This is a genomic window from Cellulosimicrobium sp. 22598 (genome assembly GCF_052044445.1).
GTDB classification, from domain to species: Bacteria; Actinomycetota; Actinomycetes; order Actinomycetales; family Cellulomonadaceae; genus Cellulosimicrobium; species Cellulosimicrobium cellulans_G.
Genome location: NZ_JBQEMZ010000005.1, coordinates 118,899 through 144,594, shown reverse-complemented (window position 1 = coordinate 144,594; position 25,696 = coordinate 118,899). Strand labels below are relative to the sequence as shown.

General features: G+C 74.4%; 22 protein-coding genes. 15 read left to right on the top strand and 7 right to left on the bottom strand.

The window, feature by feature from the left end; genetic code table 11:
• Positions 1-89: 89 nt before the first annotated feature.
• Positions 90-743: a maleylpyruvate isomerase N-terminal domain-containing protein gene (locus ACTJIY_RS07410; protein WP_440674024.1), complete on the bottom strand. Its 654-nt coding sequence runs from the start codon at positions 741-743 to the stop codon at positions 90-92.
• A 90-nt stretch (positions 744-833) separates the two neighbouring features.
• Between ACTJIY_RS07410 and ACTJIY_RS07405 the strand changes: the two genes are divergently transcribed.
• A complete protein-coding gene (locus ACTJIY_RS07405) occupies positions 834-1,799 on the top strand; it encodes an NAD(P)-dependent alcohol dehydrogenase (RefSeq protein ID WP_440674023.1) in 966 nt (321 codons plus the stop codon).
• Positions 1,800-1,818: 19 nt separating this feature from the next.
• A complete protein-coding gene (locus ACTJIY_RS07400) occupies positions 1,819-3,120 on the top strand; it encodes an alpha/beta fold hydrolase (RefSeq protein ID WP_440674035.1) in 1,302 nt (433 codons plus the stop codon).
• A gap of 13 nt (positions 3,121-3,133) precedes the next feature.
• On the opposite strand, the gene ACTJIY_RS07395 is transcribed toward ACTJIY_RS07400, so the two are convergent.
• Positions 3,134-4,642, bottom strand: coding sequence for a helix-turn-helix domain-containing protein (locus tag ACTJIY_RS07395; RefSeq protein WP_440674022.1), 1,509 nt, complete (start codon positions 4,640-4,642; stop codon positions 3,134-3,136).
• A 119-nt stretch (positions 4,643-4,761) separates the two neighbouring features.
• Between ACTJIY_RS07395 and ACTJIY_RS07390 the strand changes: the two genes are divergently transcribed.
• From ACTJIY_RS07390 to ACTJIY_RS07380, 3 genes are all read left to right on the top strand, one after another.
• A complete protein-coding gene (locus tag ACTJIY_RS07390; RefSeq protein ID WP_253055002.1) occupies positions 4,762-6,702 on the top strand; it encodes a phosphoenolpyruvate carboxykinase (GTP) in 1,941 nt (646 codons plus the stop codon).
• Positions 6,703-6,853: 151 nt separating this feature from the next.
• Positions 6,854-7,489, top strand: a complete 636-nt coding sequence (locus ACTJIY_RS07385) for a PRC-barrel domain-containing protein (protein WP_440674021.1) — start codon at positions 6,854-6,856, stop codon at positions 7,487-7,489.
• 170 nt (positions 7,490-7,659) lie between these two features.
• Positions 7,660-8,208, top strand: coding sequence for a hypothetical protein (locus ACTJIY_RS07380; protein WP_308202346.1), 549 nt, complete (start codon positions 7,660-7,662; stop codon positions 8,206-8,208).
• Between the two features lie 108 nt (positions 8,209-8,316).
• Here ACTJIY_RS07380 and trpS read toward each other — a convergent pair whose 3' ends face one another.
• Complete coding sequence (trpS, locus tag ACTJIY_RS07375; protein ID WP_440674020.1) at positions 8,317-9,444, bottom strand: tryptophan--tRNA ligase; 1,128 nt, start codon at positions 9,442-9,444, stop codon at positions 8,317-8,319.
• A gap of 158 nt (positions 9,445-9,602) precedes the next feature.
• Complete coding sequence (locus ACTJIY_RS07370; RefSeq protein WP_440674019.1) at positions 9,603-10,640, bottom strand: DMT family transporter; 1,038 nt, start codon at positions 10,638-10,640, stop codon at positions 9,603-9,605.
• A gap of 83 nt (positions 10,641-10,723) precedes the next feature.
• Between ACTJIY_RS07370 and ACTJIY_RS07365 the strand changes: the two genes are divergently transcribed.
• The 5 genes from ACTJIY_RS07365 (at position 10,724) to ACTJIY_RS07345 (ending at position 14,466) form a co-directional block, all read left to right on the top strand.
• Entirely contained in the window at positions 10,724-11,641 is a 918-nt protein-coding gene (locus ACTJIY_RS07365; RefSeq protein ID WP_440674018.1) for a LysR family transcriptional regulator, read from the top strand.
• Positions 11,642-11,688: 47 nt separating this feature from the next.
• Positions 11,689-12,108: a YciI family protein gene (locus ACTJIY_RS07360; protein ID WP_253054997.1), complete on the top strand. Its 420-nt coding sequence runs from the start codon at positions 11,689-11,691 to the stop codon at positions 12,106-12,108.
• Positions 12,105-13,451 carry an RNA polymerase sigma factor gene (locus tag ACTJIY_RS07355; RefSeq protein WP_440674017.1) on the top strand — a complete coding sequence of 449 codons (1,347 nt, stop codon included), beginning with the start codon at positions 12,105-12,107 and terminating at the stop codon, positions 13,449-13,451. Before ACTJIY_RS07360 ends, ACTJIY_RS07355 begins: the two co-directional genes overlap by 4 nt.
• 100 nt (positions 13,452-13,551) lie before the next feature.
• Positions 13,552-14,013 (top strand): tRNA (cytidine(34)-2'-O)-methyltransferase, encoded by a 462-nt coding sequence (locus ACTJIY_RS07350; RefSeq protein ID WP_440674034.1) that lies wholly within the window; start codon positions 13,552-13,554, stop codon positions 14,011-14,013.
• Between the two features lie 120 nt (positions 14,014-14,133).
• A complete protein-coding gene (locus tag ACTJIY_RS07345) occupies positions 14,134-14,466 on the top strand; it encodes a hypothetical protein (RefSeq protein WP_440674016.1) in 333 nt (110 codons plus the stop codon).
• Positions 14,467-14,550: 84 nt separating this feature from the next.
• On the opposite strand, the gene ACTJIY_RS07340 is transcribed toward ACTJIY_RS07345, so the two are convergent.
• Together ACTJIY_RS07340 and xylA are read right to left on the bottom strand one after the other, a co-directional pair.
• Positions 14,551-16,146 carry a xylulokinase gene (locus ACTJIY_RS07340; protein ID WP_439158649.1) on the bottom strand — a complete coding sequence of 532 codons (1,596 nt, stop codon included), beginning with the start codon at positions 16,144-16,146 and terminating at the stop codon, positions 14,551-14,553.
• A 1-nt stretch (position 16,147) separates the two neighbouring features.
• A complete protein-coding gene (gene xylA / locus ACTJIY_RS07335) occupies positions 16,148-17,338 on the bottom strand; it encodes a xylose isomerase (RefSeq protein WP_440674015.1) in 1,191 nt (396 codons plus the stop codon).
• A 102-nt stretch (positions 17,339-17,440) separates the two neighbouring features.
• Here xylA and ACTJIY_RS07330 point away from each other — a divergent pair, with 102 nt between their 5' ends.
• Positions 17,441-18,682 carry an ROK family protein gene (locus ACTJIY_RS07330; protein ID WP_440674014.1) on the top strand — a complete coding sequence of 414 codons (1,242 nt, stop codon included), beginning with the start codon at positions 17,441-17,443 and terminating at the stop codon, positions 18,680-18,682.
• A gap of 48 nt (positions 18,683-18,730) precedes the next feature.
• Here ACTJIY_RS07330 and ACTJIY_RS07325 read toward each other — a convergent pair whose 3' ends face one another.
• Positions 18,731-19,798, bottom strand: a complete 1,068-nt coding sequence (locus ACTJIY_RS07325; protein WP_440674013.1) for a LacI family DNA-binding transcriptional regulator — start codon at positions 19,796-19,798, stop codon at positions 18,731-18,733.
• 174 nt (positions 19,799-19,972) lie between these two features.
• On the opposite strand from ACTJIY_RS07325, the gene ACTJIY_RS07320 reads away from it, so the two are divergent.
• The 4 genes from ACTJIY_RS07320 (at position 19,973) to ACTJIY_RS07305 (ending at position 25,584) form a co-directional block, all read left to right on the top strand.
• Positions 19,973-20,911 (top strand): carbohydrate ABC transporter permease, encoded by a 939-nt coding sequence (locus tag ACTJIY_RS07320; RefSeq protein WP_253054990.1) that lies wholly within the window; start codon positions 19,973-19,975, stop codon positions 20,909-20,911.
• Positions 20,912-20,913: 2 nt separating this feature from the next.
• The gene (locus tag ACTJIY_RS07315) at positions 20,914-21,870 is read left to right on the top strand and encodes a carbohydrate ABC transporter permease (RefSeq protein WP_440674012.1); all 957 of its coding nucleotides are present in this window, start codon (positions 20,914-20,916) and stop codon (positions 21,868-21,870) included.
• An 82-nt stretch (positions 21,871-21,952) separates the two neighbouring features.
• Complete coding sequence (locus tag ACTJIY_RS07310) at positions 21,953-23,293, top strand: ABC transporter substrate-binding protein (RefSeq protein ID WP_253054989.1); 1,341 nt, start codon at positions 21,953-21,955, stop codon at positions 23,291-23,293.
• 143 nt (positions 23,294-23,436) lie between these two features.
• Positions 23,437-25,584 (top strand): beta-galactosidase, encoded by a 2,148-nt coding sequence (locus ACTJIY_RS07305; RefSeq protein ID WP_440674011.1) that lies wholly within the window; start codon positions 23,437-23,439, stop codon positions 25,582-25,584.
• The last annotated feature ends 112 nt before the right edge of the window (positions 25,585-25,696 follow it).

The following is a 25,696-nucleotide window of genomic DNA, read 5'->3' as shown; positions in this document are numbered from 1 at the left end:
CGGCGACACGACCCCACCCCCTCCTTCGGCGTCGCCTCTCGTGCGGGGACCCGTCTCCCCACGACCGGAGAGGCGACGAGGGCGCCGGGTCAGCCGAGGCTGACGGGGAGGCGGGCGGCCAGGGGTCCCAGGTCCTCGCGCTCCGCGGCCGTGGGTGCGCGGCGGCCCGTCACGACGCGCAAGGCGTCCGGGTCGGCGAGGGACGGCGGGACCGGCGCGCCCAGGAGGGCCTCGAGCAGCGCGCGGGACGCCGCGAGCGTCTCGGCCGGCGGGTCGGCCGCGGCCGGCAGGTGCGCCACGAGGTCGAGGTGGTGCACGGTCCACTCCAGGACGTACGCGTCGAGGAAGTCGCGGACGGTGAGGGTCTCGCCCTGCGTCCCGACCCGCGCACCCGGGTCCGCGAGCTCGGCCGCCCGGCCCGCGGCGGCGAGGAGGTCGTCCACGTGGTGCCGGAGCGCACCCGGCCGCCCGTACGCCGCCGCGAGCCGCGCGACGAGGCGGCCGTGGGGGTCGGGGTGCTCCTCGCCGGCGCCGACCCGCCAGTAGGAGACCGCGTCGACGGTCGGCGCGGCGTCCTGCGGGGTCACCAGGGTGACGAGGACGTCCTGCGCACCGATGGTCAGGTGGCACACGAGGTCGCGCACGAGCCAGCCGGTGCAGCCCGACGGCCGCTCCCAGTCCTCGTCGCCGAGCGCGTCCACGGCGTCCTGGAGGGCGGTCACGGCCCGGGTGAAAGGGAGCACCTCGCCACGCTAGCCCCGCGGACCCGGCCGGCCCAGCGCATTCCCCGCGCCGCGGTGGCTCCCGCCCGCGGGAGTCCCTACGGTGGTCGGGTGCGCGCGTGGGTCTACGAGCGGTACGGCGACGTCGACGAGCTGCACCTCCGTGACGTGCCGGAGCCAGTGCCGGCGAAGGGCGAGGTCCTCGTCGAGGTCGTCGCGACGTCCGTGAACCTGTCGGACTGGGAGGCCCTGCGGGGCAGCCCGGGCTACGCGCGCCTCGACGGGCTCCGCGCGCCACGCACCCGGGTCCTCGGCTCCGACGTCGCCGGCCGCGTCGTCGCGGTCGGGGACGGCGTCACGCGCTTCCGCCCGGGCGACGAGGTCTACGGCGACAACCTCCCGCGCCGCGGCGGGTTCGCGGAGCTCGTGACGATGCCGGAGAAGGCGGTGGCGCACAAGCCGCCGGGGCTCACCTTCGTCCAGGCGTCCACGATCCCGCAGGCGGGCGTCATCGCGCTCCAGGCCCTCGAGCCAGCGGCTCCGGAGGCTCGCGTGCTCGTCAACGGCGCGGGCGGCGGTTCCGGGAGCCTCATGGTCCAGCTCGCCGTCGCGCGAGGCCTGCGCGTCACCGCGGTGGACAACGCGGGCAAGCTCGACTTCCTCCGGCGGCTGGGTGCGCACGAGGTGATCGACTACCGCCAGACCGACTTCACGCGGACCGGACCGTACGACCTCGTCGTCGACCTCGTCGCGCACCGGTCCGTGTTCGCCTACCGGCGCGCGCTCGCCCGCGGAGGTCGGTGCCTGATGGTCGGAGGCACGCTGCGGACGCTGCTCCGCATGCTCACCGTCGGGCCCGTCCTGGGAGCGCTGACCGGTGCCCGGCTCGGCGTGCTCTTCGTGCGCCAGGGGCCGCGCCACTTCGCCCCGCTCGCCGACCTGTGCGCCGCCGGCGTCGTCGAGATCCCCGTCGACCGTACGTTCCCCCTCGCGGACGTGCCCGCCGCGCTCACGCTGCACGGTGAGGGGCGCGCCCTCGGCAAGGTCGTCGTCACCGTGCGCGACGACGCTGGCTAGGGTGGGGCGCGTGAGCGTCCTGCGCGAGACCAGCTACACCGTCCCCGGCATCCACGTCACCGACCGCGAGCTCGCGGTGCCGCTCGTCTGGGGCGACGACGGCGACCCGCGCCGCCTGACGCTGTTCGTGCGCGAGCTCGTCGACCCCGTGCGCCGTCGCGACGACCTGCCGCTGCTCGTCTTCCTCCAGGGCGGCCCGGGCGGCAAGGGGCCGCGCCCCACCAGCCCCGACGGCTGGGTCGGCACGGCGCTCGAGACGCACCGGGTGGTGCTGCTCGACCAGCGGGGCACCGGGCGCTCGTCGGCCGTGCGGGGCGCGGCGCTCGCGGCCCGCGGGACGGGCGCCGCCCAGGCCGACTACCTGTCGCACTTCCGCGCCGACGCGATCGTCGCGGACGCGGAGCACGTGCGACGCACGGTCTACGGCGGCGGGCGCTGGTCGTCGCTCGGGCAGTCGTACGGCGGCTTCCTCACCATGACCTACCTGTCCCGGGCGCCCGAGGCCCTCGACGCGTGCTACGTGACGGGCGGCCTGCCGGGCCTGACGGCGGACGCGCGCGAGGTCTACCGCCGCACCCAGCCGCGCGTCGTCGCGAAGAACGCCGCCTACCGGGAGCGGTACCCCGACGACGCGGCCCGGCTCGCGCGCGCCGCGGACCGCCTGGCCGTGGGCGACGTGCGCGTGCCCGACGGCGACGTGCTCACCGTCCGCCGGCTCCAGTCGCTCGGCATGGACCTCGGGATGAAGCCCGGCCCGGAGCGCATCCACTGGGTCGTCGACGAGGCGTTCGACGCCGACGCGCCCGACGAGCTCACCGACACCTTCCTCGCGGAGGTCGCCGCGGCGACGTCGTTCCGCACCAACCCGCTCTACGCCGTCCTGCACGAGTCGATCTACGCGCAGTCCGGCACCGGACCCACGGCCTGGGCAGCCGAGGCGGTGCGTGCCGAGGACCCCGCGTTCGACCCGGCGGCCCGGCCGCTGCTGCTCACGGGCGAGATGATCTACCCCTGGATGTTCGACGAGGTCGCGGCGCTGCGTCCCTTCCGCGCCGCGGCGGAGGCGCTCGCCGCGCGCGAGGACTGGCCAGACCTGTACGACCTCGACGTGCTCGCCCGCAACGAGGTGCCCGTCGAGGCGGCGGTCTACCACGACGACATGTTCGTCGACGCGGGCCTCTCGCTCGACACCGCGGCCCGCGTGGGCAACGTCCGCACGTGGGTGACCAACGAGTTCGAGCACGACGGCCTGCGCACGGGCGACGTCCTCGCCCGCCTGCGCGACCGCCTCGCCGCCCGAGGCGGCCCCCTCCCCACGTGACCCCACCTGACGGTCACGACGGGGCGTGCTTCGCCAGGAACGCGTAGACCTCTGTCGCGTCGACGCCCGGGAACGCGCCGGACGGGAGCGCAGAGAGCACGTGCTGGTGCATGCGGGCGCTCGGCCACGACGCGTCCTCCCAGCGCCTCGCCGCGTCGGCGGCGGGGCGGCGGCAGCACGACTCGTCGGGGCACGACGACTGGCGCCGCACGGTCGTGTCCCGGCCGCGGAACCACTTGGCCGACGCGAACGGGACCCCGACGGCGATCGAGAACTGGCCGGTCGTCGTCGTGCCGGTCTGCGTGGAGCACCAGAACGTCCCGGCGGGCGTGTCGGTGTACTGGTACGACTCCTGCGCGCGGTCGCGGCGCGCGAACGCCTCCCGGACGGCCCACCTGCGGCAGACCATCTGGCCCTCGATCGCGCCGGTCACGTCGGCCGGCAGGGGGAGCCCGTCGTTCTCGTAGCCGCGGAACAGCGCGCCGTCGTCGCCCACACGCAGGAAGTGCAGCGGGATGCCGAGGTGCACCGTCGCGAGGTTGGTGAAGCGCTGCGCCGCGGCCTCGTGCGTCACGCCGAACGCGTCGCGCAGGTCCTCGACCGCGAGGTCCTTCTCGCGCTTGCGCCGCTCCAGGAAGTCGACCGCCGCGCTCTGCGGGATGAGGCAGCACGCCGCGAAGTACGTGATCTCGACGCGCTGGCGCAGGAACTCCGCGTACGAGCGCGGCCGCTCGTGCCCGAGCACGCGGTGCGCGATCGCCTGGAGGGCGAGCGAGCGCAGGCCGTGGCCGCCGGGGATGGACGCGGGGGGCAGGTAGATGCGCCCGTTCTCCAGGTCCGTGACCGTGCGCGTCGAGTGCGGCAGGTCGTCGACGTGCCAGATGGTGAAGCCGAGCTGCTCCGCCATGCGCGCGACCGTGCGGTGCGTCAGCGCGCCGACCGTGTACCCGGCCTTGCGCGCCATGTCCTCGGCGAGCTCCTCGATCTCCGGGTAGTAGTTGTCACGCGCCTGGCGCTCGAGGCGCAGCTCCGTGTTCGCGCGGCGCGCCTCCTCGGGGGTCGCGACGGCCTCCGTCGCGCGGCGCTGGAGCTCGGCGTGCAGCCCGACGAGGTGCTCCAGGACGGGCAGCGGGAGCTTCTGGCTCGCCTTCACGGCCGGCAGGCCCAGCCCGGCGAACAGCGGACCGCGCTGCGCGCGGTCGAGCGCGATCTCCAGAGCGGCCCGGCGCGACGGCGGCTCGTCGGTGAGCAGGTCCGTCACCGAGACGTCGAGCGCCTGGGCGAGGTGCTGCAGGAGCGACAGCCGCGGCTCGCGGCGCCCGTTCTCGATCATCGACAGCAGGCTCGGGGCGGTGCCGACCGCGGCGCCGAGCGCGTCGAGCGTGAGGCCACGGGTCGTGCGGACGTGGCGCAGGCGGCGGCCGAGCGTGAGGAGGTCCGCCTGCGGCCCGGGCGCCGCCTCCTCGCGGGCGCGACCGCCGGAGCGGCTGTTCGGCGGATCCGTGGGCGGTGAGGTGGCCATGACTTGACGATATGTCAAGATCAGCGATTCTTCACCGCGTCCTGGTTAGAAATCCTGACCGCTGGGGCCCGAAGGTGGAAGGAGCACGAGGCCACCGCCGACCCTTGGGAGCGCCCCCGATGAGCACAGCCGCCCGCACCGTCCACCCGCGCCGCACGCGGTCCGCCGCCCTGCTCGACGACGTCGAGACCGACCTCGTCGGGCTGCGTGCCACGTCCGGCTCGGTCTCCGCGTTCGGCAGTGGCGACCCGCGCCCCCGCGACGCCCGCGCGTGGGTGCGCGAGATCGCGAACCTCACCGAGCCCGACGCGATCGTGTGGTGCGACGGCTCCGCAGCGGAGAAGCGACGGCTCATCGACCTCCTCGTCGACGCCGGGACGCTGCTCCCCCTCGACCCCGAGCTGCGCCCGGGCAGCTACCTCGCGCGCTCCGACCCGAGCGACGTCGCGCGCGTCGAGTCCCGGACGTTCATCTGCTCGCGCGCCGAGGTCGACGCCGGACCGACGAACAACTGGCGCGAGCCGGAGGCCATGCGCGCCGAGCTGCGCGGCGTGTTCGAGGGATCGATGCGCGGCCGCACGATGTACGTCGTCCCGTTCTCGATGGGTCCGGTCGGCGGGCCGATCTCGCAGGTCGGCATCGAGGTCACCGACTCGCCGTACGTCGTGGTGAGCATGGGGATCATGACGCGCGTCGGCCAGGAGGTCATGGACCTCATCGACGCCGGCACCCCGTTCGTCCCGGCGGTCCACTCGGTCGGCGCCCCGCTCGTCGACGACACCGGCGCCGTCACGGACGACGTGCCGTGGCCGTGCAACGACACCAAGTACATCGTCCAGTTCCCCGAGACGCGCGAGATCTGGTCCTACGGCTCGGGGTACGGCGGCAACGCGCTCCTCGGCAAGAAGTGCTTCGCGCTGCGCATCGCGTCCGCGATGGCGCGCGACGAGGGCTGGCTCGCCGAGCACATGCTGCTCATCCGCGCGACGTCGCCCGAGGGCCGGGCCTACCACCTCGCCGCGGCCTTCCCGTCCGCGTGCGGCAAGACCAACCTCGCGATGCTGCGACCGACGATCCCCGGCTGGACCGTCGAGACCATCGGCGACGACATCGCGTGGCTGCGCCCCGGCCCCGACGGCCGCCTGCGCGCGATCAACCCCGAGGCCGGCTTCTTCGGCGTCGCGCCCGGCACCGGCGTCGAGACCAACCCGGCCGCGGTCGAGACGTTCGCGCGCGACACGATCTTCACGAACGTCGCGCTCACCGACGACGGCGACGTCTGGTGGGAGGGCCTGACCCCCGAGCCGCCCGCGCACCTGATCGACTGGACCGGCCAGGACTGGACGCCCGACGCCGGCCGCCCCGCCGCGCACCCGAACTCGCGGTTCACCGTCTCCGCCGCGCAGTGCCCGACGATCGCCGACTCGTGGGAGGACCCCGAGGGCGTCCCGATCGACGCGATCGTGTTCGGCGGGCGCCGCGCGACCAACGTGCCGCTCGTCGCGCAGGCGTACGGGTGGGAGCACGGCGTGTTCATGGGCGCGACCATCTCCTCCGAGCAGACGGCCGCCGCCGAGGGCACCGTCGGCGCGCTGCGCCGCGACCCGTTCGCCATGCTGCCCTTCTGCGGCTACAACATGGCCGACCACTGGGCGCACTGGCTCCGCGTCGGTGCCTCGCTCGACCCTGACAAGCGGCCGAAGATCTTCCAGGTCAACTGGTTCCGCAAGGACGCCGACGGCCGCTTCCTCTGGCCCGGGTTCGGCGAGAACTCGCGCGTCCTCGCGTGGATCGCGGCGCAGGTCGACCGGTCGCGCGGCGTGCGCACCGACTCCGGCGCCGTGAAGAGCCCCGTCGGCCTGCTGCCCGCGCCGGGCGCGCTCGAGCTCGGCGGCCTCCACATGGACGACGGCGACCTCGACGCCCTGTTCGACGTCTCGCCCGAGCAGTGGCTCGCCGAGGCCGAGCTGACCGCCGAGTTCTTCGACACGTTCGGCAACCGCGTGCCCGACGAGCTGTGGGCGCAGCTCGCCCGGCTGCGGGACCGGCTCGGAGCCTGACGCGCGGGCCGCCCGGCGTCGCGTCCCCCACCACCGGGGACGGGGCGCAGGGCGGTCGCCGCCCGCGTGCGTGCGCCCGTGCACGCTCGCACGATGGAGATGTCGGCTCCAGCAGACGGGCCTCGGTGCAGCACCGACCGAAGGACCCACCATGATCAGCACGGACCAGATCGAGAGGCTGCTCTCCGGCGGCACCGTCGTCTCGCAGGCCGGTGAGAAGGTCGGCACGGTCGGCCAGGTGTTCCTCGACGACCGCACCGGCGAGCCCGCGTGGGTGACGGTGAAGACCGGCCTGTTCGGCACCGCCGAGTCCTTCGTCCCCCTCGCGGACGCGGACGTGCAGGGCGACGAGGTCCGCGTCCCGTACACCAAGGACACCGTCAAGGACGCTCCCCGGGTCGACGACTCCGAAGAACACCTCTCGCACGAGGAGGAGACGGAGCTCTACCGCTACTACGGCCGAGCGTCCGCTCCGGACGACGCGCCCTCCGCGCGGGAGGCCGGCACGTCCGAGCACGACCGGGTGGGTGAGAGCGCCGAGGCCGGGGTCGGCAGGCACGCCGCCGGCCCACCCGGGGACGACGCGCCGCTCGGCTCCGGAGGCCGGCGGAGCGACCCTGGAGCCGGCCCGGAGGGCACGTACCGGCTGCGCCGCTACGTCGTCACGGAGTACGTCGCCGAGACGGTGCCCGTCGACGAGCTGCCGCAGCCTCCGCAGCCCCCGGGCGAGGGCGCCGGCGCCGAGTCGTCGCCCGGCAGGAACCCTCGAGAGGAGCGCCGGTCATGAGCACGAGCTACGGGGCGACCCCGCCCCAGGACGACCGCCCGGGCCACGGCCCCCGCGGCGCCGAACCTCACGGCACAGATCCTCGCGACACAGATCCTCGCGGCACAGATCGTGGCGGCACGGGCCCTCGCAGCACGGACGAGCCCCTCGCCCGCGACCGTGACGCCGTCGTGGCGCGCGAGAGGGAGGAGTACGGCGGCATCAAGATCGGCTCGGCCTTCTTCGGGTGGCTCACCGCCACCGGGACCGCCGTCCTGCTCACGGCCCTGGCCGCCGCCGCCGGCGCGGCCTTCGGCCTCTCCGGTACCACCGATGCCCAGGAGGTCGTCGACCAGGCGAGCGAGAACGCCGAGACGATCGGCATCGTCGGCGGCATCGTGCTGGTCGTCGTGCTGTTCGTCGCCTACTACTGCGGCGGCTACGTCGCGGGTCGCATGGCGCGCTTCGACGGCGCGAAGCAGGGCCTCGCCGTGTGGCTGTGGGCCGTGGTCGTCGCGATCGTGCTCGCCCTCCTGGGACTCGTGGCAGGAAGTCGGTACAACGTGCTGTCGCAGCTCAACACGTTCCCCCAGATCCCGGTGAGCACGAGCGACCTCACGACCGGTGGTGTCATCGCCCTCGTCGCGGCCGCCGTGGTGAGCCTCGTCGGCGCCGTCCTCGGCGGCCTCGCGGGCATGCGCTTCCACCGCAGGGTGGACCGGGCCGGCCTGGAGGCCTAACACCGGGACGAGATCGTCGGCACGACCGATGCGCCCCGGTTCGAGCGCTGCACTCCCCCGTGCAGCACTCGAACCGGAGCGCATCGTCCGGCACGGCACGGGTCGCCGTCAGTACGCCGTGCCCATGAGGTCGCGGACGTCGGCGAGGGTGCGGTCGGCGATCGCGTTCGCGCGGGCGTTGCCCTCGCGGAGCACGCCGAGGGGGTCGGGGCCGTCGCCTGCGGCCAGGGCCCGGCGTCGGGCCCGCAGGGGGCGCAGGTGCTCGACGAGCGCGTCGGTCACCACCTGCTTGAGCCGCCCCGCGCCCGCCGCGCCGACCTCGTCCGCGAGCGCCTCCGGCGTCGTCCCGGCCGCGAACGCGCCGAGCGTGAGGAGGTTCGCGACCTCCGGGCGGCGCTCGGGCTCGTACGTGACGTGTCGCTCGGAGTCCGTGCGGTGGCGGCGGACGAAGCGCGCGGTGGCGTCCTCGTCGTCGCGCAGCTCGAGCGCGTTCCCGGCGGACTTGCTCATCTTGCGCCCGTCCGTGCCGAGCACGGTGGGGGCGGGCGCGAGCAGCACGTCGGGCTCGGGGAAGTACGGCTGCGCGGCGGCGTAGCGCTGGTTGAAGCGGCGCGCGATCGTCCGCGTGAGCTCGACGTGCGGGAGCTGGTCCTGCCCGCCGGGCACGAGGTTGCCGTGGCAGAACAGGATGTCGGCGGCCTGGTGCACGGGGTAGGTGAACAGCAGGCCGCTCATGGGCCGCCCCTGCCGGGCCGCGGCGGCGACGGCCTCGGCCTTCACGGTCGGGTTGCGCTCGATCTCGGCCGTCGTGACGAGACTGAGGAACGGCAGCAGGAGCTGGTTGAGGGCCGGGACCGCGGAGTGCGCGAAGATCGTCGTGCGCGCGGGGTCGATCCCTGCGGCGAGGTAGTCGAGCACGACCTCCCGCACGGTCGCGGGCAGGTCGCCGGCGTCGTCGCGGTCCGTGATGACCTGGTAGTCGGCGACGACGAGCACGACCTCCACGCCGTCGTCCTGGAGCCGCACGCGGTTGGCGAGCGTGCCGAGGTAGTGGCCGAGGTGCAGCACGCCGGTCGGACGGTCGCCGGTGAGGACGCGGTACCCGGACGGGTCGGTCGCGAGGCGGGCCTCGATCTGCGCGGACCGCTCGCGCGCGGCGGCGACGGACGCGGTCGACGACGGCGTGGCTCCGTCCGCGGGGCGGGTCGCCCCGGCGGGGGCGAGGGTCGTGGTCATGGTGGCTCTCCTTCGGCGGGGAGCCGCGCGCCGCGTCCCGGTCGGGTGGGCCCGGGCGTGACGACGTCCCGGCTGCGGCGCGCAGCTCGGGACGGGGGCAGGACTGGTCACGGCTGCGGGGGCAGCCACCACCAGCTCTGCGTGATCATGCGTCCACCCTACGCCGCGGGTCCCGCGGGAATGGAGCCCCGGGTCAGCCCCGCGCGACCGGAGCCCGGTCTGCGGGGACGGCCGGGCAGCGTCGCGACCGCGACCCCGGCGAGGCACAGCGCGCCACCGGCGAGGGTGACGACCGCGGGGACCTCGGCGAGCACGAGCCAGGACAGCACGACGACGAGCGGCGGGACGAGGTACGTCGTCGCCGCGGCGCGGCCCGCGCCGAGCCGCGAGAGCGCGTAGCCCCAGGTCGTGAACGCGACGGCGGTCGGGCCGAGCCCGAGCAGCACGACCGCCCACGTCGACGACGACGGCGCGGTGGCGGCGTCGGCTGCGAGCGCCGGGGCGAACGGCAGGAGGGCGGCGGTGCCCGCGAGACACCCGACCCACGTCATGGTCAGCGCGTCCACGCGCGCGAGGAGCCGCTTCTGCGACGTCGCACCCGCGGCGTAGAGGACGGCGGCCGTGAGCCCGAGGACGACGCCCAGCACGTCGCGCTCACCCGACGACGTCGCCGCCGCGATGACCGCGACCCCGGCGAACGCCGCGGCCATGCCCACGAGCAGGCGGCGCGGGAAGCCCTCGCCGAGCAGGACGCCGGCGAGGACCGCGACGAGGACGGGCGCGACGTTGACGAGCAGCGCCGTCGTGCCCGCGTCGAGGTGACGCTCGGCGGCGTTGAGCGCGAGGTTGTAGAGGCTGAACCACCCCACGCCCCACGCGAGGACGCCCACGAGCACCCTGCCCCGCGGGAGCACGGGCCGGTGCCCGCTGCGCATCCACCGCACGGCGACGATCACGGTCAGCCCGACGCTCCCCGCGAGCTGGCGGCCGAGCGCGAGCGCGCCGGGGTCGTAGTCGTGCCCGGCGGCGCGCACGCCGATGAACGCCGAGGCCCACAGGACCACGGTGACGGCGACGGCCGCGACGACGAGGGCGGCGCCGCGGCGTCCGGACGCGGCGGCGGGGGCTGCCGCGGGCGGGCCGCCGGCCGGCGCGGCGGAGACGACGGACGGGGCTGCGGTCTCGGGTGCGGTCACGTCCTCGATGGTCGCGCGCCCCCACCGTTCAGCACCAGCACGCGTTCCTTCCGCTCGATTCAGTCTCGCTGTAGCGTGGAGGGATGCTCGACGTCCACCGCCTGCGCATCTTCCGCTCCGTCGTCGCGAGCGGTTCGGTCCAGGCCGCCGCGACCGCGCTCGGGTACACGCCGTCCGCCGTGAGCCAGCACGTCGCCGCGCTGCAGCGCGAGACGGGCCTGACGCTCCTCGAACGCGCGGGTCGCGGCGTGCGGCCCACCGCGTCGGGGATCGCGCTCGCCGCCCAGGCCGACGGCGTGCTCGCGCGCCTCGGCGAGGCAGAGGCTGTCGTCGCGGACCTGCGCGCGGGACGGACCGGCTCGCTCTCCCTCGCCTACTTCGCCTCCGTGGGCGCCGCGTGGCTGCCGCACGTCGTGCGCCGGCACACGACCGACTTCCCCGGCGTCCGCCTCGACCTGGAGCTGAGCGAGACCATCCCGGACGACCCCGACTCGCGGGCCGACGTCCAGCTCGTGGTCGCGCCGCGCGGGTTCGACCCCGGCGGCGGCTTCCGCGCGTACCACCTGCTCGACGACCCGTACGTCGTCGTGCTGCGCGACGACCACCACCTGGTGCACCGCGACGAGGTCGAGCTCGTCGAGCTGCGCGGCGAGCGCTGGGTCGACAACGACTTCGCGCGCGGCTGGTGCCGCCGCAACCTCGTCGAGGCGTGCACGGCCGCCGGGTTCAGCCCGCCGTTCCACGTCGAGGCGCACGACTACCCCACGGCGATCGCGTTCGTCGGGGCCGGGGTCGGCGTCACGGTCCTGCCCGCGCTCGGCGCCGCGCACCTGCCGCCCGGGCTCGTCGCCGTCCCCGTCGTCCGGCCGGCTCCCGTGCGCTCGATCCACGCCGTGCTGCGCGACGCCGTTGGCGGCACGCCCCCGGCCCGGGCCGTCCTCGACACGCTGCACGACGTCGCGGGCGCGCGTGTCGATCTCGCGGGATCCCGTTCGACCTGAGGATGAGAGGGTCGGGAGGTCCGGCCCGCCGACACCAGGAGACGACGATGAAGTACATGCTCATCATGCGCGGCAGCGACGAGAGCCAGGCGGCGTTCGAGGACGTCTCGTTCGACGAGATGCTCGAGACCGTCGGGCGGTTCAACGACGAGCTGATCCGGGCGGGCGTCCTGCTCGCGGCCGAGGGCCTGGACGACGCCGCGCAGGGCGTGGTCGTCGACCTCTCGTCCGACGTGCCCGTCGTGACCGACGGCCCGTACGGGGAGACCAAGGAGCTGTTCGGCGGCTACTACGTCCTCGACGTCGCGTCGAAGGAGGAGGCCGTCGAGTGGGCCAAGCGGCTCCCGTACTCCGGCCCCGGGGCCAAGGTTGAGGTCCGCCGCGTCACGACGATCGACGAGTTCCCGCAGGACAACGAGTGGATCCGCAAGGAGCGGGCGTGGCGCGAGGCGACCGGCCAGCTGTGAGCGCACCCGGCGCGGGAGCCGGTCCGGGGGTCGGCCAGAGCCAGCAGGCCGACCCGGGCCGGCGCGCGGTCGAGGCCGTGTGGCGCATCGAGTCCGCACGGATCGTGGGGGCGCTCGCGCGGTACACCGGCGACTTCGCGCTCGCCGAGGACCTCGCGCAGGAGGCGCTCGCCGAGGCGCTCGTCGCCTGGCCCCGCGACGGCGTGCCGCGACACCCCTCGGGCTGGCTCCTCACGGTCGGCAGGCGCCGCGCGATCGACGCGTTCCGCCGCCGTGCCGCCCTCGACGAGCGCTACGCGGCGCTCGCCCACGGACTGGGCGAGGGCGCCGTCGTCACCGGCGGCCCGCCGTCGGGCCCCGCGGACGGCGCGGGCACCGACCTGCTGTGGGACCCGGACCAGGTCGACGACGACGTGCTCGCCCTGATGTTCGTCGCGTGCCACCCGGTGCTCTCGCCGGAGGCGCGCGTCGCGCTCACCCTGCGCGTGGTCGGGGGCCTCTCGAGCGACGAGGTCGCGCGCGCGTTCCTCGTGCCCACGGCGACGGTCCAGGCCCGCATCACACGCGCCAAGAAGACCCTCGCCGCGGCCGGCGTGCCGTTCGGCGTGCCGCCGGCCGACGAGCGGCGCGAGCGCCTGGGCTCCGTGCTCCACGTGCCGTACGTGATCTTCACGGAGGGGTCCACGGCCACGACCGGCGAGGACTGGCTGCGCCCCGACCTCGCGCACGAGGCGCTCCGGCTCGCGCGCGTCCTCGCCGGACTGGTCCCGGACGAGCACGAGGCCCACTCGCTCGTCGCGCTCCTCGAGCTCACCGCCGCGCGGTTCCCCGCCCGCACCACGCCCGACGGCGACCCCGTGCTGCTCGCGGACCAGGACCGACGGCGCTGGGACCGGTCCGCGATCCGGCGCGGTCGCGCGGCGCTGGCCCGCGCCGACGCGGTCGGGTCGCCCGGTCACGGGCGCGGCGCCTACGGCCTCCAGGCCGCGATCGCCGAGTGCCACGCGGTCGCCGCGTCGGTCGAGGAGACGGACTGGGACCGCGTCGTCCTCCTCTACGAGGCGCTGGGACGGCTCGCGCCGTCGCCCGTCGTGGAGCTCAACCGGGCCGTGGCCGTCGCGATGGCGCACGGCCCGGCGCCGGCGCTGCGGATCGTCGACGAACTCGTCGCGACCGACCGTCTGCCCGGGTTCCACCTCCTGCCGAGCGTGCGCGCCGAGCTGCTCGGCCGCCTCGGCCGCGTCGAGGAGGCGCGCGCGGAGTACGAGCTCGCGGTGCGGCTGTGCCCGAACGCGCGCGAGCAGGACCTGCTGCGCCGCAAGGCCGCCGCGCTCGGGGCGTGACGCGCGACGCTGCGAGAATCGGTGCGTGAACGAGACCCCCGACCCCCGCACCGACTGGCGGCCGCACGTCGCCGACCCGGCCGCCCGACCGGCGTCGACCCTGCCCCACGTGGTGTTCCACGAGCCGCGCATCCCCGGCAACACGGGCAACGCGATCCGCCTCGCCGCGGTGACCGGGGCGCGGCTGCACCTCGTCGAGCCGCTCGGGTTCGACCTGGACGAGCCCAGGCTGCGCCGCGCGGGCCTCGACTACCACGACCTCGCGGCCGTCGAGGTGCACGCGGACCTGGACGCCGCGCTCGCGACCCTCCGCGGCCGGGTCTTCGCGTTCACGACGCGCGCGACGACGTCGTTCACGGACGTCACCTACCGGCCGGACGACGTCCTGCTGTTCGGCCCCGAGCCGACGGGCCTGCCCGCCGCGGTGCTCGCCCACGAGCGGATCACGGACCAGCTGAAGATCCCCATGCTGCCCGGGCGCCGCTCGCTCAACCTCACCAACGCGGCGTCGATCGCCGTCTACGAGGCGTGGCGGCAGACGGGCTTCGCCGGCGGCACGTAAGGGAAAGCACGTACCTGGTGGAGGTCAAAGTTACGTAGTCCACGAGTTGCTGGCAGGGCGGCGCCACGGTGAACTGTGGCCGAGCCGATCCCGGCCACCACACCTGAGCAAAGGAGCTCCATGCGAACCATCCGACTGCGCACCCTGGCCGTCTCCGCCCTCGCTGCGGCCGCCGTCGCGATCGCGCCCTCGGCGAGCGCGGCCCCCTACGACGGCGGCGTGTGCTCGTTCGACGTGACCCGGACCGGGAACGTCTTCACCGTCAGCGCGGGCACGTGCGACTGGGTCCTGCTCGAGGTCTACGGCTCCGCCTACGGGATGAACCTCAACCGCTCGGTCTCCACGACGAGCGTCGCGTCGGTGACGATCGAGGGCCCGGCCTGGGGCGTGACCGGCGCCGCCGCGGTGGGCCGCAAGGCCGGAGTGACGGGCCCCGTCGTCCGCGTGCTCTGACCGCTCCCGCCCACCGTCGTGGGCGCACGAAGGGCCCGACCCCCTCACGGGGGCCGGGCCCTTCCCTGCTGTCACGAGGTCGTGTCAGACGAGGTCGCGGACCGCCGCGTACTGGTCGCGGATCGCCGGGACCGGGTCGGCCTCGACCACCGTGGCCGACGACGCGGCCCACGTGGGCGGGGCGACGTCCGCCCCTGAGCCGCCCGTCTCGTGCGCGGCGAGGACCCACGCCGCCTGGCGCGCGGCGCCGTCGGCCACGTACTCGCCCGGCTCGGGGACCGTGACGGGCAGGCCCAGGACCTGCGGCGCGATGCGCCGGACCGCCTCGGACTGCGCGCCGCCGCCGATGAGCTGCACGCGCTCGACCCGCACGCCGAGCGCCCGCAGCGCGTCGAGCCCGTCCGCGAGGCCGCACAGCATGCCCTCGACGTACGCGCGCGCGAGGTGCTCCGGCGTCGACGTGCCGAGCCGGATCCCGTGCAGCGTGCCCGACGCGTCGGGGCGGTTGGGCATGCGCTCGCCCTCCAGGTACGGCACGAGCACGAGCCCGTCCGCGCCGGGAGGCGCCTGGAGCGCGAGCCGCGACAGCCCCGCGTGGTCGACGCCGAGGACGGCGCGCGCCGCGTCGAGCACCCGGCTCGCGTTGAGCGTCACCGCGAGCAGCAGGTACCGGCCCGTCGCGTCGGAGAACCCGTTGACGAGGCCGGAGCCGTCCGCCGTGCGGTCGTCGGTCACGGCGGACACGACGCCCGACGTCCCGATCGACACCGCGACGTCGCCCGCGACCATGCCGAGGCCGAGCGCGGCACCGGCGTTGTCGCCCGCGCCGGGGCCGAGCAGCGTGCCGCCCTCGACCGCGCTCCCTGCGACCGACGCGTGCGCGACGCCCGCCACGGCGGACGGAGCGACCACGCGCGGGAGCACGACGTCGGTCCGGCCGAACGCGAGCTCCAGCAGGTCGAGGCGGTACGCGCCCCGGCCGTCGTCCCCATCGTCGCGGGTCGCGTCGTAGTACCCCGTCCCGGACGCGTCGGACGCGTCGGTGGCGAGCGCGTCGAGGTCCGGGCCGAGCGGCGCGGACTCGTCGCCCACCGGGCCGTACCCCGCGATGCGCCACGTGAGCCAGTCGTGCGGCAGCGCGACGGCGGCGACGCGCGCCGCGTTCTCCGGCTCCGCGTCGCGCAGCCAGCGCAGCTTCGTCACCGTGAGCGACGCGACCGGCACCGACCCGATCGCGTCGGCCCACGCCTGGGCGCCCGCCTCGGTCGCGGACTCGACCCGGTCGTGGGCGTCGGGGACGCCCTCGGCGAGGCGGGCCTCGCCGAGCTCGCGGATCAGGTCGCGCGCGGCCGGGGCCGAGCGCGTGTCGTTCCACAGGAGCGCGTCGCGGACGACGTTCCCCTCCGCGTCGAGCGCGACGAGCCCGTGCTGCTGGCCGCCGACGGCGAGCGCCGCGACGTCGTCGAGCCCGCCCGCCGCGGACGCGGCCTCGCGGAACGCGGCCCACCACGCGTCGGGGTGCACCTCGGTGCCGTCGGGGTGCTTGGCCGAGCCGGTGCGCACGAGGGCGCCCGTCGCGGCGTCGCGCACGACGACCTTGCAGGACTGCGTGGACGTGTCGACGCCGGCGACGAGCGTGCGCTCGCCGCCGGCGTCGGACGTCCTGGCGTCGGTCGTCACCTCAGCCGATCAGGTGCTCGAGCGCGAGCTGGTTGAGGCGCACGAAGCCGAAGTCGCGGTTCGCCGCGGCGTCGACGTCGAACTCCTCGTACGCGCTGCGGTCCGCGAGCAGGTCGGCCACGGACTCGCCCTCGGCGAGGGTCGGCTGGCCCAGCTCGAACACGCCGGAGTGCGCGAACGCCTCCTGGACGCGGGAGTCGGCACGGTAGGCCGCGGCCTTGCGCGCGAGCAGGCGGTAGGTCTCCATGTTGGCGCGCGCGGAGTCCCACACGCCGACCTCGCTCTCGGTGCGCGACGGCTTGTAGTCGAAGTGGCGCGGGCCCGTGTACGTGGGGCCGCCGTTCGGGAAGCCGTTCTCGAGCAGGTCGACCGTGAAGAAGGCCGAGAGCAGGTCGCCGTGGCCGAACACGAGGTCCTGGTCGAACTTGATCGAGCGCTGGCCGTTGAGGTCGATGTGGAAGAGCTTGCCCGCCCACAGCGCCTGGGCGAGGCCGTGCGTGTAGTTGAGGCCGGCCATCTGCTCGTGGCCCGTCTCCGGGTTGAGGCCCACGATGTCGCCGTTGTCGAGCTTGGCGATGAGGCCGAGCGCGTGACCGATCGTCGGCAGGAAGATGTCGCCGCGGGGCTCGTTCGGCTTGGGCTCGAGCGCGATCTTGAGGTCGTAGCCCTTCTCCTTGATGTACGCCGCGGTGAGGTCGAGGCCCTCGGCGTAGCGCTCGTGCGCGGAGTGCAGGTCCTTGGCGCCGTCGTACTCGGTGCCCTCGCGGCCGCCCCACATCACGAACGTCTTGGCGCCCAGCTCGGCGGTGAGGTCGACGTTGCGCAGCACCTTGCGCAGCGCGTAGCGACGCACGCCGCGGTCGTTCGACGTGAGACCGCCGTCCTTGAACACGGGGTGGCTGAACAGGTTCGTCGTCACCATCTCGATGACCAGGCCCGTCTCCTGCGCCGCCTGGCGCACGGAGTCGAGGCGCTTGGTGCGCTCGGCGTCGTCGGCGCCGAAGGGCACGACGTCGTCGTCGTGGAACGTGAAGCCCCACGCGCCGAGGTCGGCCAGGCGGCGCACCGACTCGGCCGGGTCGAGCGCGGGACGGCTGGCGCTGCCGAACTGGTCCTGCGCGGTCCAGCCCACGGTCCACAGACCGAAGGAGAAGTTGATGTCTGCGTCGTGCCGGGTGGTCTCGTCGGCCACGGTGGTCTCCTCGTCGAGAGGGCCGCGGCGCTGTCCTCGCGCCGACGGCCTATTTATGTCGTACGGATGAACTTATCCGCCCGGGTCGGTAAGGTCAAGACCGTGAACCGCAGCGTCGCGACCCGCACGGGTCCCCCAGCAGCCCGGCAGGCCACGCTGCGCGAGCACAACCTCGCTCTCGTCGCCCGCGCGGTCTTCGAGTCCGCCGAGCCGTGCTCGCGCGCCGACATCGCGGCGTCGAGCGGCCTCACGCGCGCGACCGTCTCGACGCTGGTGGACCGCCTCGTCGCCGCGGCCATCGTCGCCGAGCTCCCGCCCGCGACCCCGCAGCGCGCCGGCCGGCCCGCGGTCCCCCTCGCCCCCGCGCCGCGCTCGATCGTCGGGCTCGGCCTGGAGGTCAACGTCGACTACCTCGGCGGCCGCGTGCTCGACCTCACGGGCGCCGTCGTCGCCGAGCACGTCGAACCCGACGACCTCCACGACAGCGACCCCACCGACGTGCTCGCGCGGCTCGGCCGCATCGCGCAGGACCTCCTCGCGAGCGTCCGCGCCGACGGCATGACCGTCGCGGGCGCCCGCCTCGCCCTGCCCGGCCTCGTCGACACGCGCGCGGGGCGGCTCGAGGTCGCCCCCAACCTCGGCTGGTCCCACCTCGACCCCGGCCCGCTCCTCGGGCTCGGCCCCGACGTCCCCGTCGAGATCGGCAACGAGGCCAAGCTCGCCGCGCTCGCCCAGGCGAGCCACGGCGTCGTGGCCGACGACGCGTCCGACCCCGCGCCCGAGGCGGCGCCGTCGACCTACCTCTACGTGTCCGGAGACGTCGGCATCGGGTCCGCGATCGTCGTCGACCGCCGGCTGTTCCACGGACGCCACGGCTGGACCGGCGAGGTCGGGCACGTCGTCGTCGATCCGCGCGGCCCGCGCTGCCGCTGCGGCGCGACCGGCTGCCTCGAGCAGTACGCGGGCAAGGACGCGCTCCTGCGCGGGGCGGGGCTGCCCGTCGACGCGCCCACCGAGGCGCTCGTGGCCGCGCTCGACGCCGCGGAGCCCGGCGCGCTCGCCGCCGTCGAGCGGGCCGGGACCGCGCTCGGCAGCGCGCTCGCCGACTACGTGAACCTCGTCGACATCGACACCGTCCTGCTCGGCGGCATCTACCCCGCGCTCCTGCCCTACCTGCGCAGCGCGGCCGACGCCGAGCTGCGCACGCGCGTCCTCGCCGCCCCGTGGACGGACGTCGTCCTGGTCCCCGCCCCGGTCGGCGACCACGCCGCCCTCACCGGCGGCGCGCGCGAGGTCCTGCGCGGCGTCGTCGAGGACCCGAGCGCCTGGGTCGCCGAGGACTGACCCTCCGCCGCAGCCCAGCAGGCCCCAGCAGGCCGACGACCACGGGCTCTAGCTCGGGGGCGGGGCGGTGCTGGCGCGCTCGACGAGGCGGGTCGGGACGAGGCGGGTGCCTGCCTCGTGGACTCCCTCGCGGACCTGCCGGAGCACCTGCTCGACGAGCCGACGGCCGACCTCGGCGAAGTCCTGGTGGACGGTGGTGAGCGGGGGCAGGAACTCGCTCGACTCGGGCAGGTCGTCGAACCCGACGACGCTCACGTCCTCGGGCACGCGCCGGCCCGTGTCGTGCAGGGCGCGCACGAGCCCGAGGGCCATCTGGTCGTTCGCGACGAAGACCGCAGTGACGTCGTCGCGCTGCGCGAGGCGCAGCCCGGCCTCGTAGCCGGACGACGGCGACCAGTCGCCCCGCTCGATCGTCGGCACCTCGCGGCCCGCCTCCTCGAGCGTGGCGCGCCAGGCGGAGGTCCGGCGCTCGGCCGCGAACGAGAGCGCGGGGCCCGCGAGGTGGTGCACGGTGCGGTGCCCGAGGTCGAGCAGGTGTCGCACGGCCTGGCGCGTGCCGTCGGCCTGGTCGGTGTCCACGACGGCGTAGCTCTCGCCGGCGTCGGAGTCCGCGACGACGACCTGGACGCCGGGCGGCAGGCTGACCCGTGCGACGTCGAGGAGGTGGACCTCCATGAGCAGGATGATCGCGTCGACGGCGAGCTCACCGAGGCGCGTGAACGCCCCGTGGACGCCGTCCTGCGTGGGCGCGGCGACGGGGATGACGGTGATGGCGTAGCCCTCGGCGGCGGCGGACGTCGCGATGGCCTCGAGCGTGCGGACGTTGCCGGTGGTCGCGAGCGAGAAGAGGATGACGCCGATGGTGCGGAACGACCCGCTCTTGAGCGCGCGGGCGGCGCTGTTGGGCCGGTAGCCGAGCTCGGTCATGGCCTCGAGCACGCGCGAGCGGGTCGTCTCGACGACGCCCGGGTGCCCGTTGGAGACGCGGGAGACGGTCTGCGCGGAGACCCCGGCGACGCGCGCGACGTCGGCCATCGAGACGCGCCGCGCCGTGCGTACGGCAGCTCCCCCGGTGCGCGTCAGGGCGGGGGTCTCGTCGTCGAGCCCGTCGGTCATCTCGTCCTCGTCCTCGTGGTGTCGGCACAGTACCCGTGCCGGACCGGCATCGTGGCCGGTCACCGACCAGCGTAGGCGATGTTTGCGTAAACACCGAACCTCGTGCCATGCTCATGTTTACGCAAACACCGGCGACGACCGACGTCGCCGTCCCCCGATGACGAGGACCCCAGCATGACGACGACGTCCCCACCCGTGGCGGGGCACCGGCCACCGGTCGGCGCACCTTCGTCCCTCCCGGCCCGGCGCCGACGGCGCTCGTGGACCGGCTGGGGCTTCGTGGGCCCGTTCATGGCGGTCTTCGCGCTGGTGTTCCTGGCACCGATCGCCTACTCGATCTACCTCAGCCTGTTCCGCACCCAGATGGTCGGCGGCACCCAGTTCGTCGGGTTCGACAACTACGCGCGCGCCTTCTCCGACCCGCAGTTCTGGTCGGGCGTGTCGCGCGTCGGCCTGTTCCTCGTGGTCCAGGTCCCGATCATGCTCGGCATCGCCCTGCTCGTCGCGCTCGCGATCGACTCGGGGCGCCTGTACGGGCGCAACTTCTTCCGGATCTCGATCTTCCTCCCCTACGCCGTCCCGGCCGTCGTCGCGACGCTCATGTGGGGGTTCATGTACGGGACGCGGTTCGGGCTCGTCGCGAACATCAACGACGCGCTCGGCACGGCGATCCCCAACCCGCTCTCCCCCGACTGGGTGCTGCTGTCGATCGGCAACATCGTGACCTGGGAGTTCGTGGGCTACAACATGCTGATCTTCTACTCGGCGCTGCGCGTCGTGCCCACCTCGCTCTACGAGGCGGCCGAGCTCGACGGCGCGTCGCAGTGGCAGGTCGTGCGGGCCATCAAGATCCCCGCGATCCGCGGCTCGCTCGTGATCGCGACCATCTTCTCGATCATCGGCTCGTTCCAGCTCTTCAACGAGCCGAGCATCCTCCAGAGCCTCGCGCCGAACGCCATCACGACGTACTTCACCCCGAACCTGTACGCGTACTCGCTGTCGTTCTCCGGCCAGCAGTACAACTACTCGGCGACCGTCGCCATCATCATGGGCGTCCTCACGATGATCGTGGCCTACGTCGTCCAGCTGCGCGGCATGCGCAAGGAGGCCTGACGATGACCGCCACGACCCCCTCGACCCCGGCGGTCCCCGCCGCGGCCCGCACGACGCCGCGCACCACGACGCGCAAGCCCGTGCGCCTGCGTTCGCGGGCGCCCCACAGCGTGGCCCGCCCGCGCCGCAGCGTCCTGATGACCGTCCTGGCCGGGATCGTCCTGATCTACGCGCTCGTGCCGCTCTTCTGGCTCGTCGTCAACGCGTCCAAGACGCAGTCGAGCCTGTTCAGCTCGTTCGGCCTCTGGTTCAGCGGCGACTTCGCGCTGTTCGACAACATCGCGCGCACGCTCACCTACGACGACGGCATCTTCGGCCGCTGGTTCGCGAACACGCTCCTGTACGTGGTGCTCGGCGCCGGCGGCGCGACGTTCCTCGCCGTGCTGGGCGGGTACGCGCTCGCGAAGTTCGACTTCCCGGGCAAGCGCGGCGTGTTCGCGACCGTCATCGGCGCGGTCGCCGTGCCGGGCACCGCGCTCGCCGTGCCGACGTTCCTCATGTTCAGCCAGATGGGCCTCACGAACACGCCGTGGGCCGTCATCATCCCGTCGCTCATCTCGCCGTTCGGCCTCTACCTCATGTGGGTCTTCGCGGCCGAGTCGATCCCGACGGAGCTGCTCGAGGCCGCGCGCATGGACGGGTCGAGCGAGGGCCGCACGTTCTTCCAGGTCTCGCTGCCGCTGCTCGCGCCCGGGATCGTCACGGTCCTGCTCTTCACCATGGTCGCGACCTGGAACAACTACTTCCTGCCGCTGATCATGCTCAAGGACCCCGACTGGTACCCCCTGACGCTCGGCCTCAACGCGTGGAACGCGCAGGCCGCGACCGCCGGCGGCGAGGCGATCTTCGACCTCGTGATCACCGGCTCGCTGCTGACGATCCTCCCGCTCGTCGCCGCCTTCCTGCTCCTCCAGCGCTACTGGCAGTCCGGCCTCGCCGCCGGGTCCGTCAAGGAGTGACCGGACCCCGACCCCATGCCCTGCCGCCCGCAGCGCGTGTGCACCACCCGATCCGTCTGACGACGAAGTGAGAGGAACCCCCATGTCCGTCCGCACCACCCGCACCCTGCGTGCCGTCGCCGCCACCGGCGTCGTCGCGCTCGCCCTGGCCGCCTGCAGCTCCGGCGGCGGCAACGACTCCGGCGGGGACGCGGCCTCGGCCGACGACGTCGCCGCGGCTCTCGAGGAGGGCGGCAGCCTCACGGTGTGGGCCTGGGAGCCCACGCTCGAGCAGGTCGTCACCGACTTCGAGGCGAAGTACCCGAACGTCGACGTCGAGCTCGTCAACGCGGGCACCGGCAACGACCAGTACACCGCGCTCCAGAACGCGATCGCGGCCGGCAAGGGTGTGCCCGACGTCGCGCAGGTCGAGTACTACGCGCTCCCCCAGTTCGCGCTCTCCGACGCGCTGGCCGACCTCTCCGCGCTCGGCGCCGACGAGCTCGACGGCACGTTCACGCCGGGGCCGTGGAGCGCCGTCCAGCAGGGCGAGGGGATCTTCGGCCTCCCCATGGACTCCGGTCCCATGGCCCTCTTCTACAACGAGGAGGTCTTCACGCAGCACGGCATCGAGGTGCCGACGACGTGGGACGGCTTCGTCGAGGCGGCGCGCGCCCTGCACGCGGCCGACCCGAACGTGTACATCACGAACGACACGGGCGACGCGGGCTTCACGACGTCGCTCATCTGGCAGGCCGGCGGCCAGCCGTTCCAGGTCGACGGCACGGACGTGACCATCGACCTCGCGGACGAGGGCAGCACGCAGTTCGCCGAGACCTGGCAGACGCTCATCGACGAGGACCTGCTCGCGCCGGTGAGCTCGTGGAGCGACGAGTGGTACCAGGGCCTCGGCAACGGCACGATCGCGACCCTCGCGATCGGCGCGTGGATGCCCGCGAACCTCGAGTCCGGCGTGCCCGACGGCGCCGGCAAGTGGCGCGTGGCCCCGCTCCCGCAGTGGGAGGAGGGCGCGTCGGCCAGCTCCGAGAACGGCGGCTCCGCGCTGTCCGTGACCGCGGCGAGCTCGCAGCAGGCGCTCGCCTACGGCTTCCTCGAGTACGCGAACGCGGGTGACGGCGTGCAGGCGCGCGTCGACGGCGGCGCGTTCCCGGCCACGACGGCCGAGCTGGAGTCGGACGAGTTCCAGGGCTACGAGTCCGAGTACTTCGGCGGCCAGAAGATCAACGAGGTCCTCGCGCAGTCCGCTGCCGACGTCGTCGAGGGCTGGTCGTACCTGCCGTTCCAGGTCTACGCGAACTCGATCTTCAACGACACCGTGGGCCAGGCGTACGTCTCGGGCACGACCCTCGCCGACGGCCTGAAGGCCTGGCAGGACGCGTCGGCGAAGTACGGCACCGAGCAGGGCTTCACCGTCAACGAGTGACCTGATCCCGCCGGGCGCCTGCCGGGGCGCCCGGCGGCCCTGCCCCGAACGGCCGCGTGGTCGTGCCCCCGGTACGACCACGCGGCCACCCGCCGGTGGCCCCACCCGCCACCGACCGCTCTGCGAGCACCTGAGGAGCCTGCATGTCCACCCCCACCCCGTTCCGCTGGCTGCGCCGTCCCGGGCCGCACACGCCCCCGGGCGCGACCGTCGGAGCGTCCGACGCGTACGCGCCGTCGGGCCTGTCCTACGGCGCGGACTACAACCCGGACCAGTGGCCGCGCGAGGTCTGGGCGGAGGACGTGCGCCTCATGCGCGAGGCAGGCGTCACGGTGGTCTCGCTCGCGATCTTCTCGTGGGCGCGGATCCAGCCGACGGAGCACACGTGGGACTTCGCGTGGCTCGACGAGGTCATGGACCTGCTCCACGCGCACGGGATCACCGTCGACCTCGCGACCGCGACCGCCTCGCCGCCGCCCTGGCTCACGACGAAGCACCCGGAGATCCTGCCCCAGACCCGCACGGGCGAGACCCTGTGGCCGGGCGCCCGGCAGCAGTGGCGCCCGACGTCGCCGGTCTTCCGCGAGCACGCGCTGCGCCTCGTGGAGCGCATGGCCGAGCGGTACGGGGACCACCCGGCGCTCGTCGCGTGGCACGTCTCCAACGAGCTGGGCTGCCACAACGTCGACGACTTCTCCGACGACGCCGCCGCCGCGTTCCGCACGTGGCTGCGCGAGCGCTACACGACCCTCGACGCGCTCAACGACGCGTGGGGCACGGCGTTCTGGTCCCAGCGCTACAGCGCGTGGGAGCAGATCCTGCCGCCCCGCCTGGCCGCGTCGCACCCGAACCCGACGCAGCAGCTCGACTTCAAGCGGTTCTCGTCGGACGCGCTGCGGGAGTACCTGCGCGCGGAGGCCGCGATCCTGCGCCGCGTCACGCCCGACGTCCCCGTGACGACGAACTTCATGGTCATGGGCGAGACGAAGGGCATGGACTACGCCGCCTGGGCGGACGAGCTGGACTTCGTCTCCAACGACCACTACGTGCTCCCCGGGCCGCAGGCCCTCGACGAGCTCTCGTTCTCCGCGAACCTCACGGGCGGCATCGCCCGGCACCGCCCGTGGTTCCTCATGGAGCACTCGACGAGCGCGGTCAACTGGCAGCCCGTCAACGTCGCGAAGAAGCCGGGCGAGCTCGCGCGGGACTCGCTCACCCACGTCGCGCACGGCGCCGACGCGGTCTGCTACTTCCAGTGGCGCCAGTCCGCGGCGGGCGCCGAGAAGTACCACTCGGGCATGCTCCCGCACGCCGGTGAGCGCTCACGTCTGTTCCGCGACGTCGTCGCGCTCGGTGCGACCCTGCGCGACCTCGCACCCGTCGCGGGCAGCGAGCAGAAGCCCGCGCGGGCCGCGATCGTCTTCGACTGGGACTCGTGGTGGGCGAGCGAGCTCGACTCCCACCCCACCGACCGGCTGCGCTACCGGCAGGAGGCGCTCGACTGGTACTCGGCGTTCCTCGCGCTCGGCGTGCGGGCGGACGTGGTGCCCACGGCGACGGACCTCGCGACGTACGACGTCGTCGTGGCACCCGTGCTGCACGTGGTCCCCGTCGACCTCCGGGACCGCCTCACGGCGTTCGTCGAGGGCGGGGGCCACCTCGTCACCACGTACTTCTCGGGCGTCGTCGACCAGGACGACCACGCGTGGCTCGGCGGCTACCCCGGCGCGCTGCGCGACCTGCTCGGCGTGCGCGTCGAGGAGTTCGCCCCGCTGCTGGACGGCGAGAGCGCGACGGTCGAGCTCGCGGGCGAGCAGCTCGAGGGCACCCTGTGGACCGAGCCGGTGGACGTCGTCGACCCCGACGTCGAGGTGCTGGGCTGGTACAAGACCGGTGAGCAGGCGGGCCGCGCCGCGGTGACGCGGCGGACGGTCCGGTCCGGGGACGGCGCGGGCTCCGCCGCGTACGTCTCCACGCGGTTCGGGCGCCTCGGCCTCGTCCCCGTGCTCGCGCGCCTGCTCGACGACGCGGGCGTGCGCAGCGAGCTGCCCGCCGCCGTCCGCGGCGACGTCGAGCTCGCGGTGCGGACGGACGGCTCCGACGACTTCTGGTTCCTCGTCAACCGCACGGCGCGCCCGGTCGAGGTGCCCGACGTCGCGGGCGACGTCCTCGCAGGCCGCCGCCTCGCGCCGTCGGGCACGGCGGCCGCTCCGGGCGAAGGCGCGATCCTGCTCGAGCCGCGCGGCGTCGCCGTCGTCCGCCGCCCAGCGGAGCCGACCCCGCCGAGGTAGAGCCCCGGTAGCGCGAGGTAGAGGCGTGGTCATGACCACGCCTCTACCTCGGCCGAACAGACCCCGCGGGACCGACCCGCACCCGGTGCAGCAACCGGTTCGCAGCGACGCG

Coding starts and splice junctions, on each gene's coding strand:
- ACTJIY_RS07320 (WP_253054990.1), top strand. CDS start 19,973: ATGACGACGACGTCCCCACCCGTGGCGGGGCACCGGCCACCGGTCGGC.
- ACTJIY_RS07360 (WP_253054997.1), top strand. CDS start 11,689: ATGAAGTACATGCTCATCATGCGCGGCAGCGACGAGAGCCAGGCGGCG.
- ACTJIY_RS07365 (WP_440674018.1), top strand. CDS start 10,724: ATGCTCGACGTCCACCGCCTGCGCATCTTCCGCTCCGTCGTCGCGAGC.
- ACTJIY_RS07315 (WP_440674012.1), top strand. CDS start 20,914: ATGACCGCCACGACCCCCTCGACCCCGGCGGTCCCCGCCGCGGCCCGC.
- ACTJIY_RS07385 (WP_440674021.1), top strand. CDS start 6,854: ATGATCAGCACGGACCAGATCGAGAGGCTGCTCTCCGGCGGCACCGTC.
- trpS (WP_440674020.1), bottom strand. CDS start 9,444: ATGACCACGACCCTCGCCCCCGCCGGGGCGACCCGCCCCGCGGACGGA.
- ACTJIY_RS07345 (WP_440674016.1), top strand. CDS start 14,134: ATGCGAACCATCCGACTGCGCACCCTGGCCGTCTCCGCCCTCGCTGCG.
- ACTJIY_RS07305 (WP_440674011.1), top strand. CDS start 23,437: ATGTCCACCCCCACCCCGTTCCGCTGGCTGCGCCGTCCCGGGCCGCAC.
- ACTJIY_RS07390 (WP_253055002.1), top strand. CDS start 4,762: ATGAGCACAGCCGCCCGCACCGTCCACCCGCGCCGCACGCGGTCCGCC.
- ACTJIY_RS07395 (WP_440674022.1), bottom strand. CDS start 4,642: ATGGCCACCTCACCGCCCACGGATCCGCCGAACAGCCGCTCCGGCGGT.
- ACTJIY_RS07325 (WP_440674013.1), bottom strand. CDS start 19,798: ATGACCGACGGGCTCGACGACGAGACCCCCGCCCTGACGCGCACCGGG.
- ACTJIY_RS07310 (WP_253054989.1), top strand. CDS start 21,953: ATGTCCGTCCGCACCACCCGCACCCTGCGTGCCGTCGCCGCCACCGGC.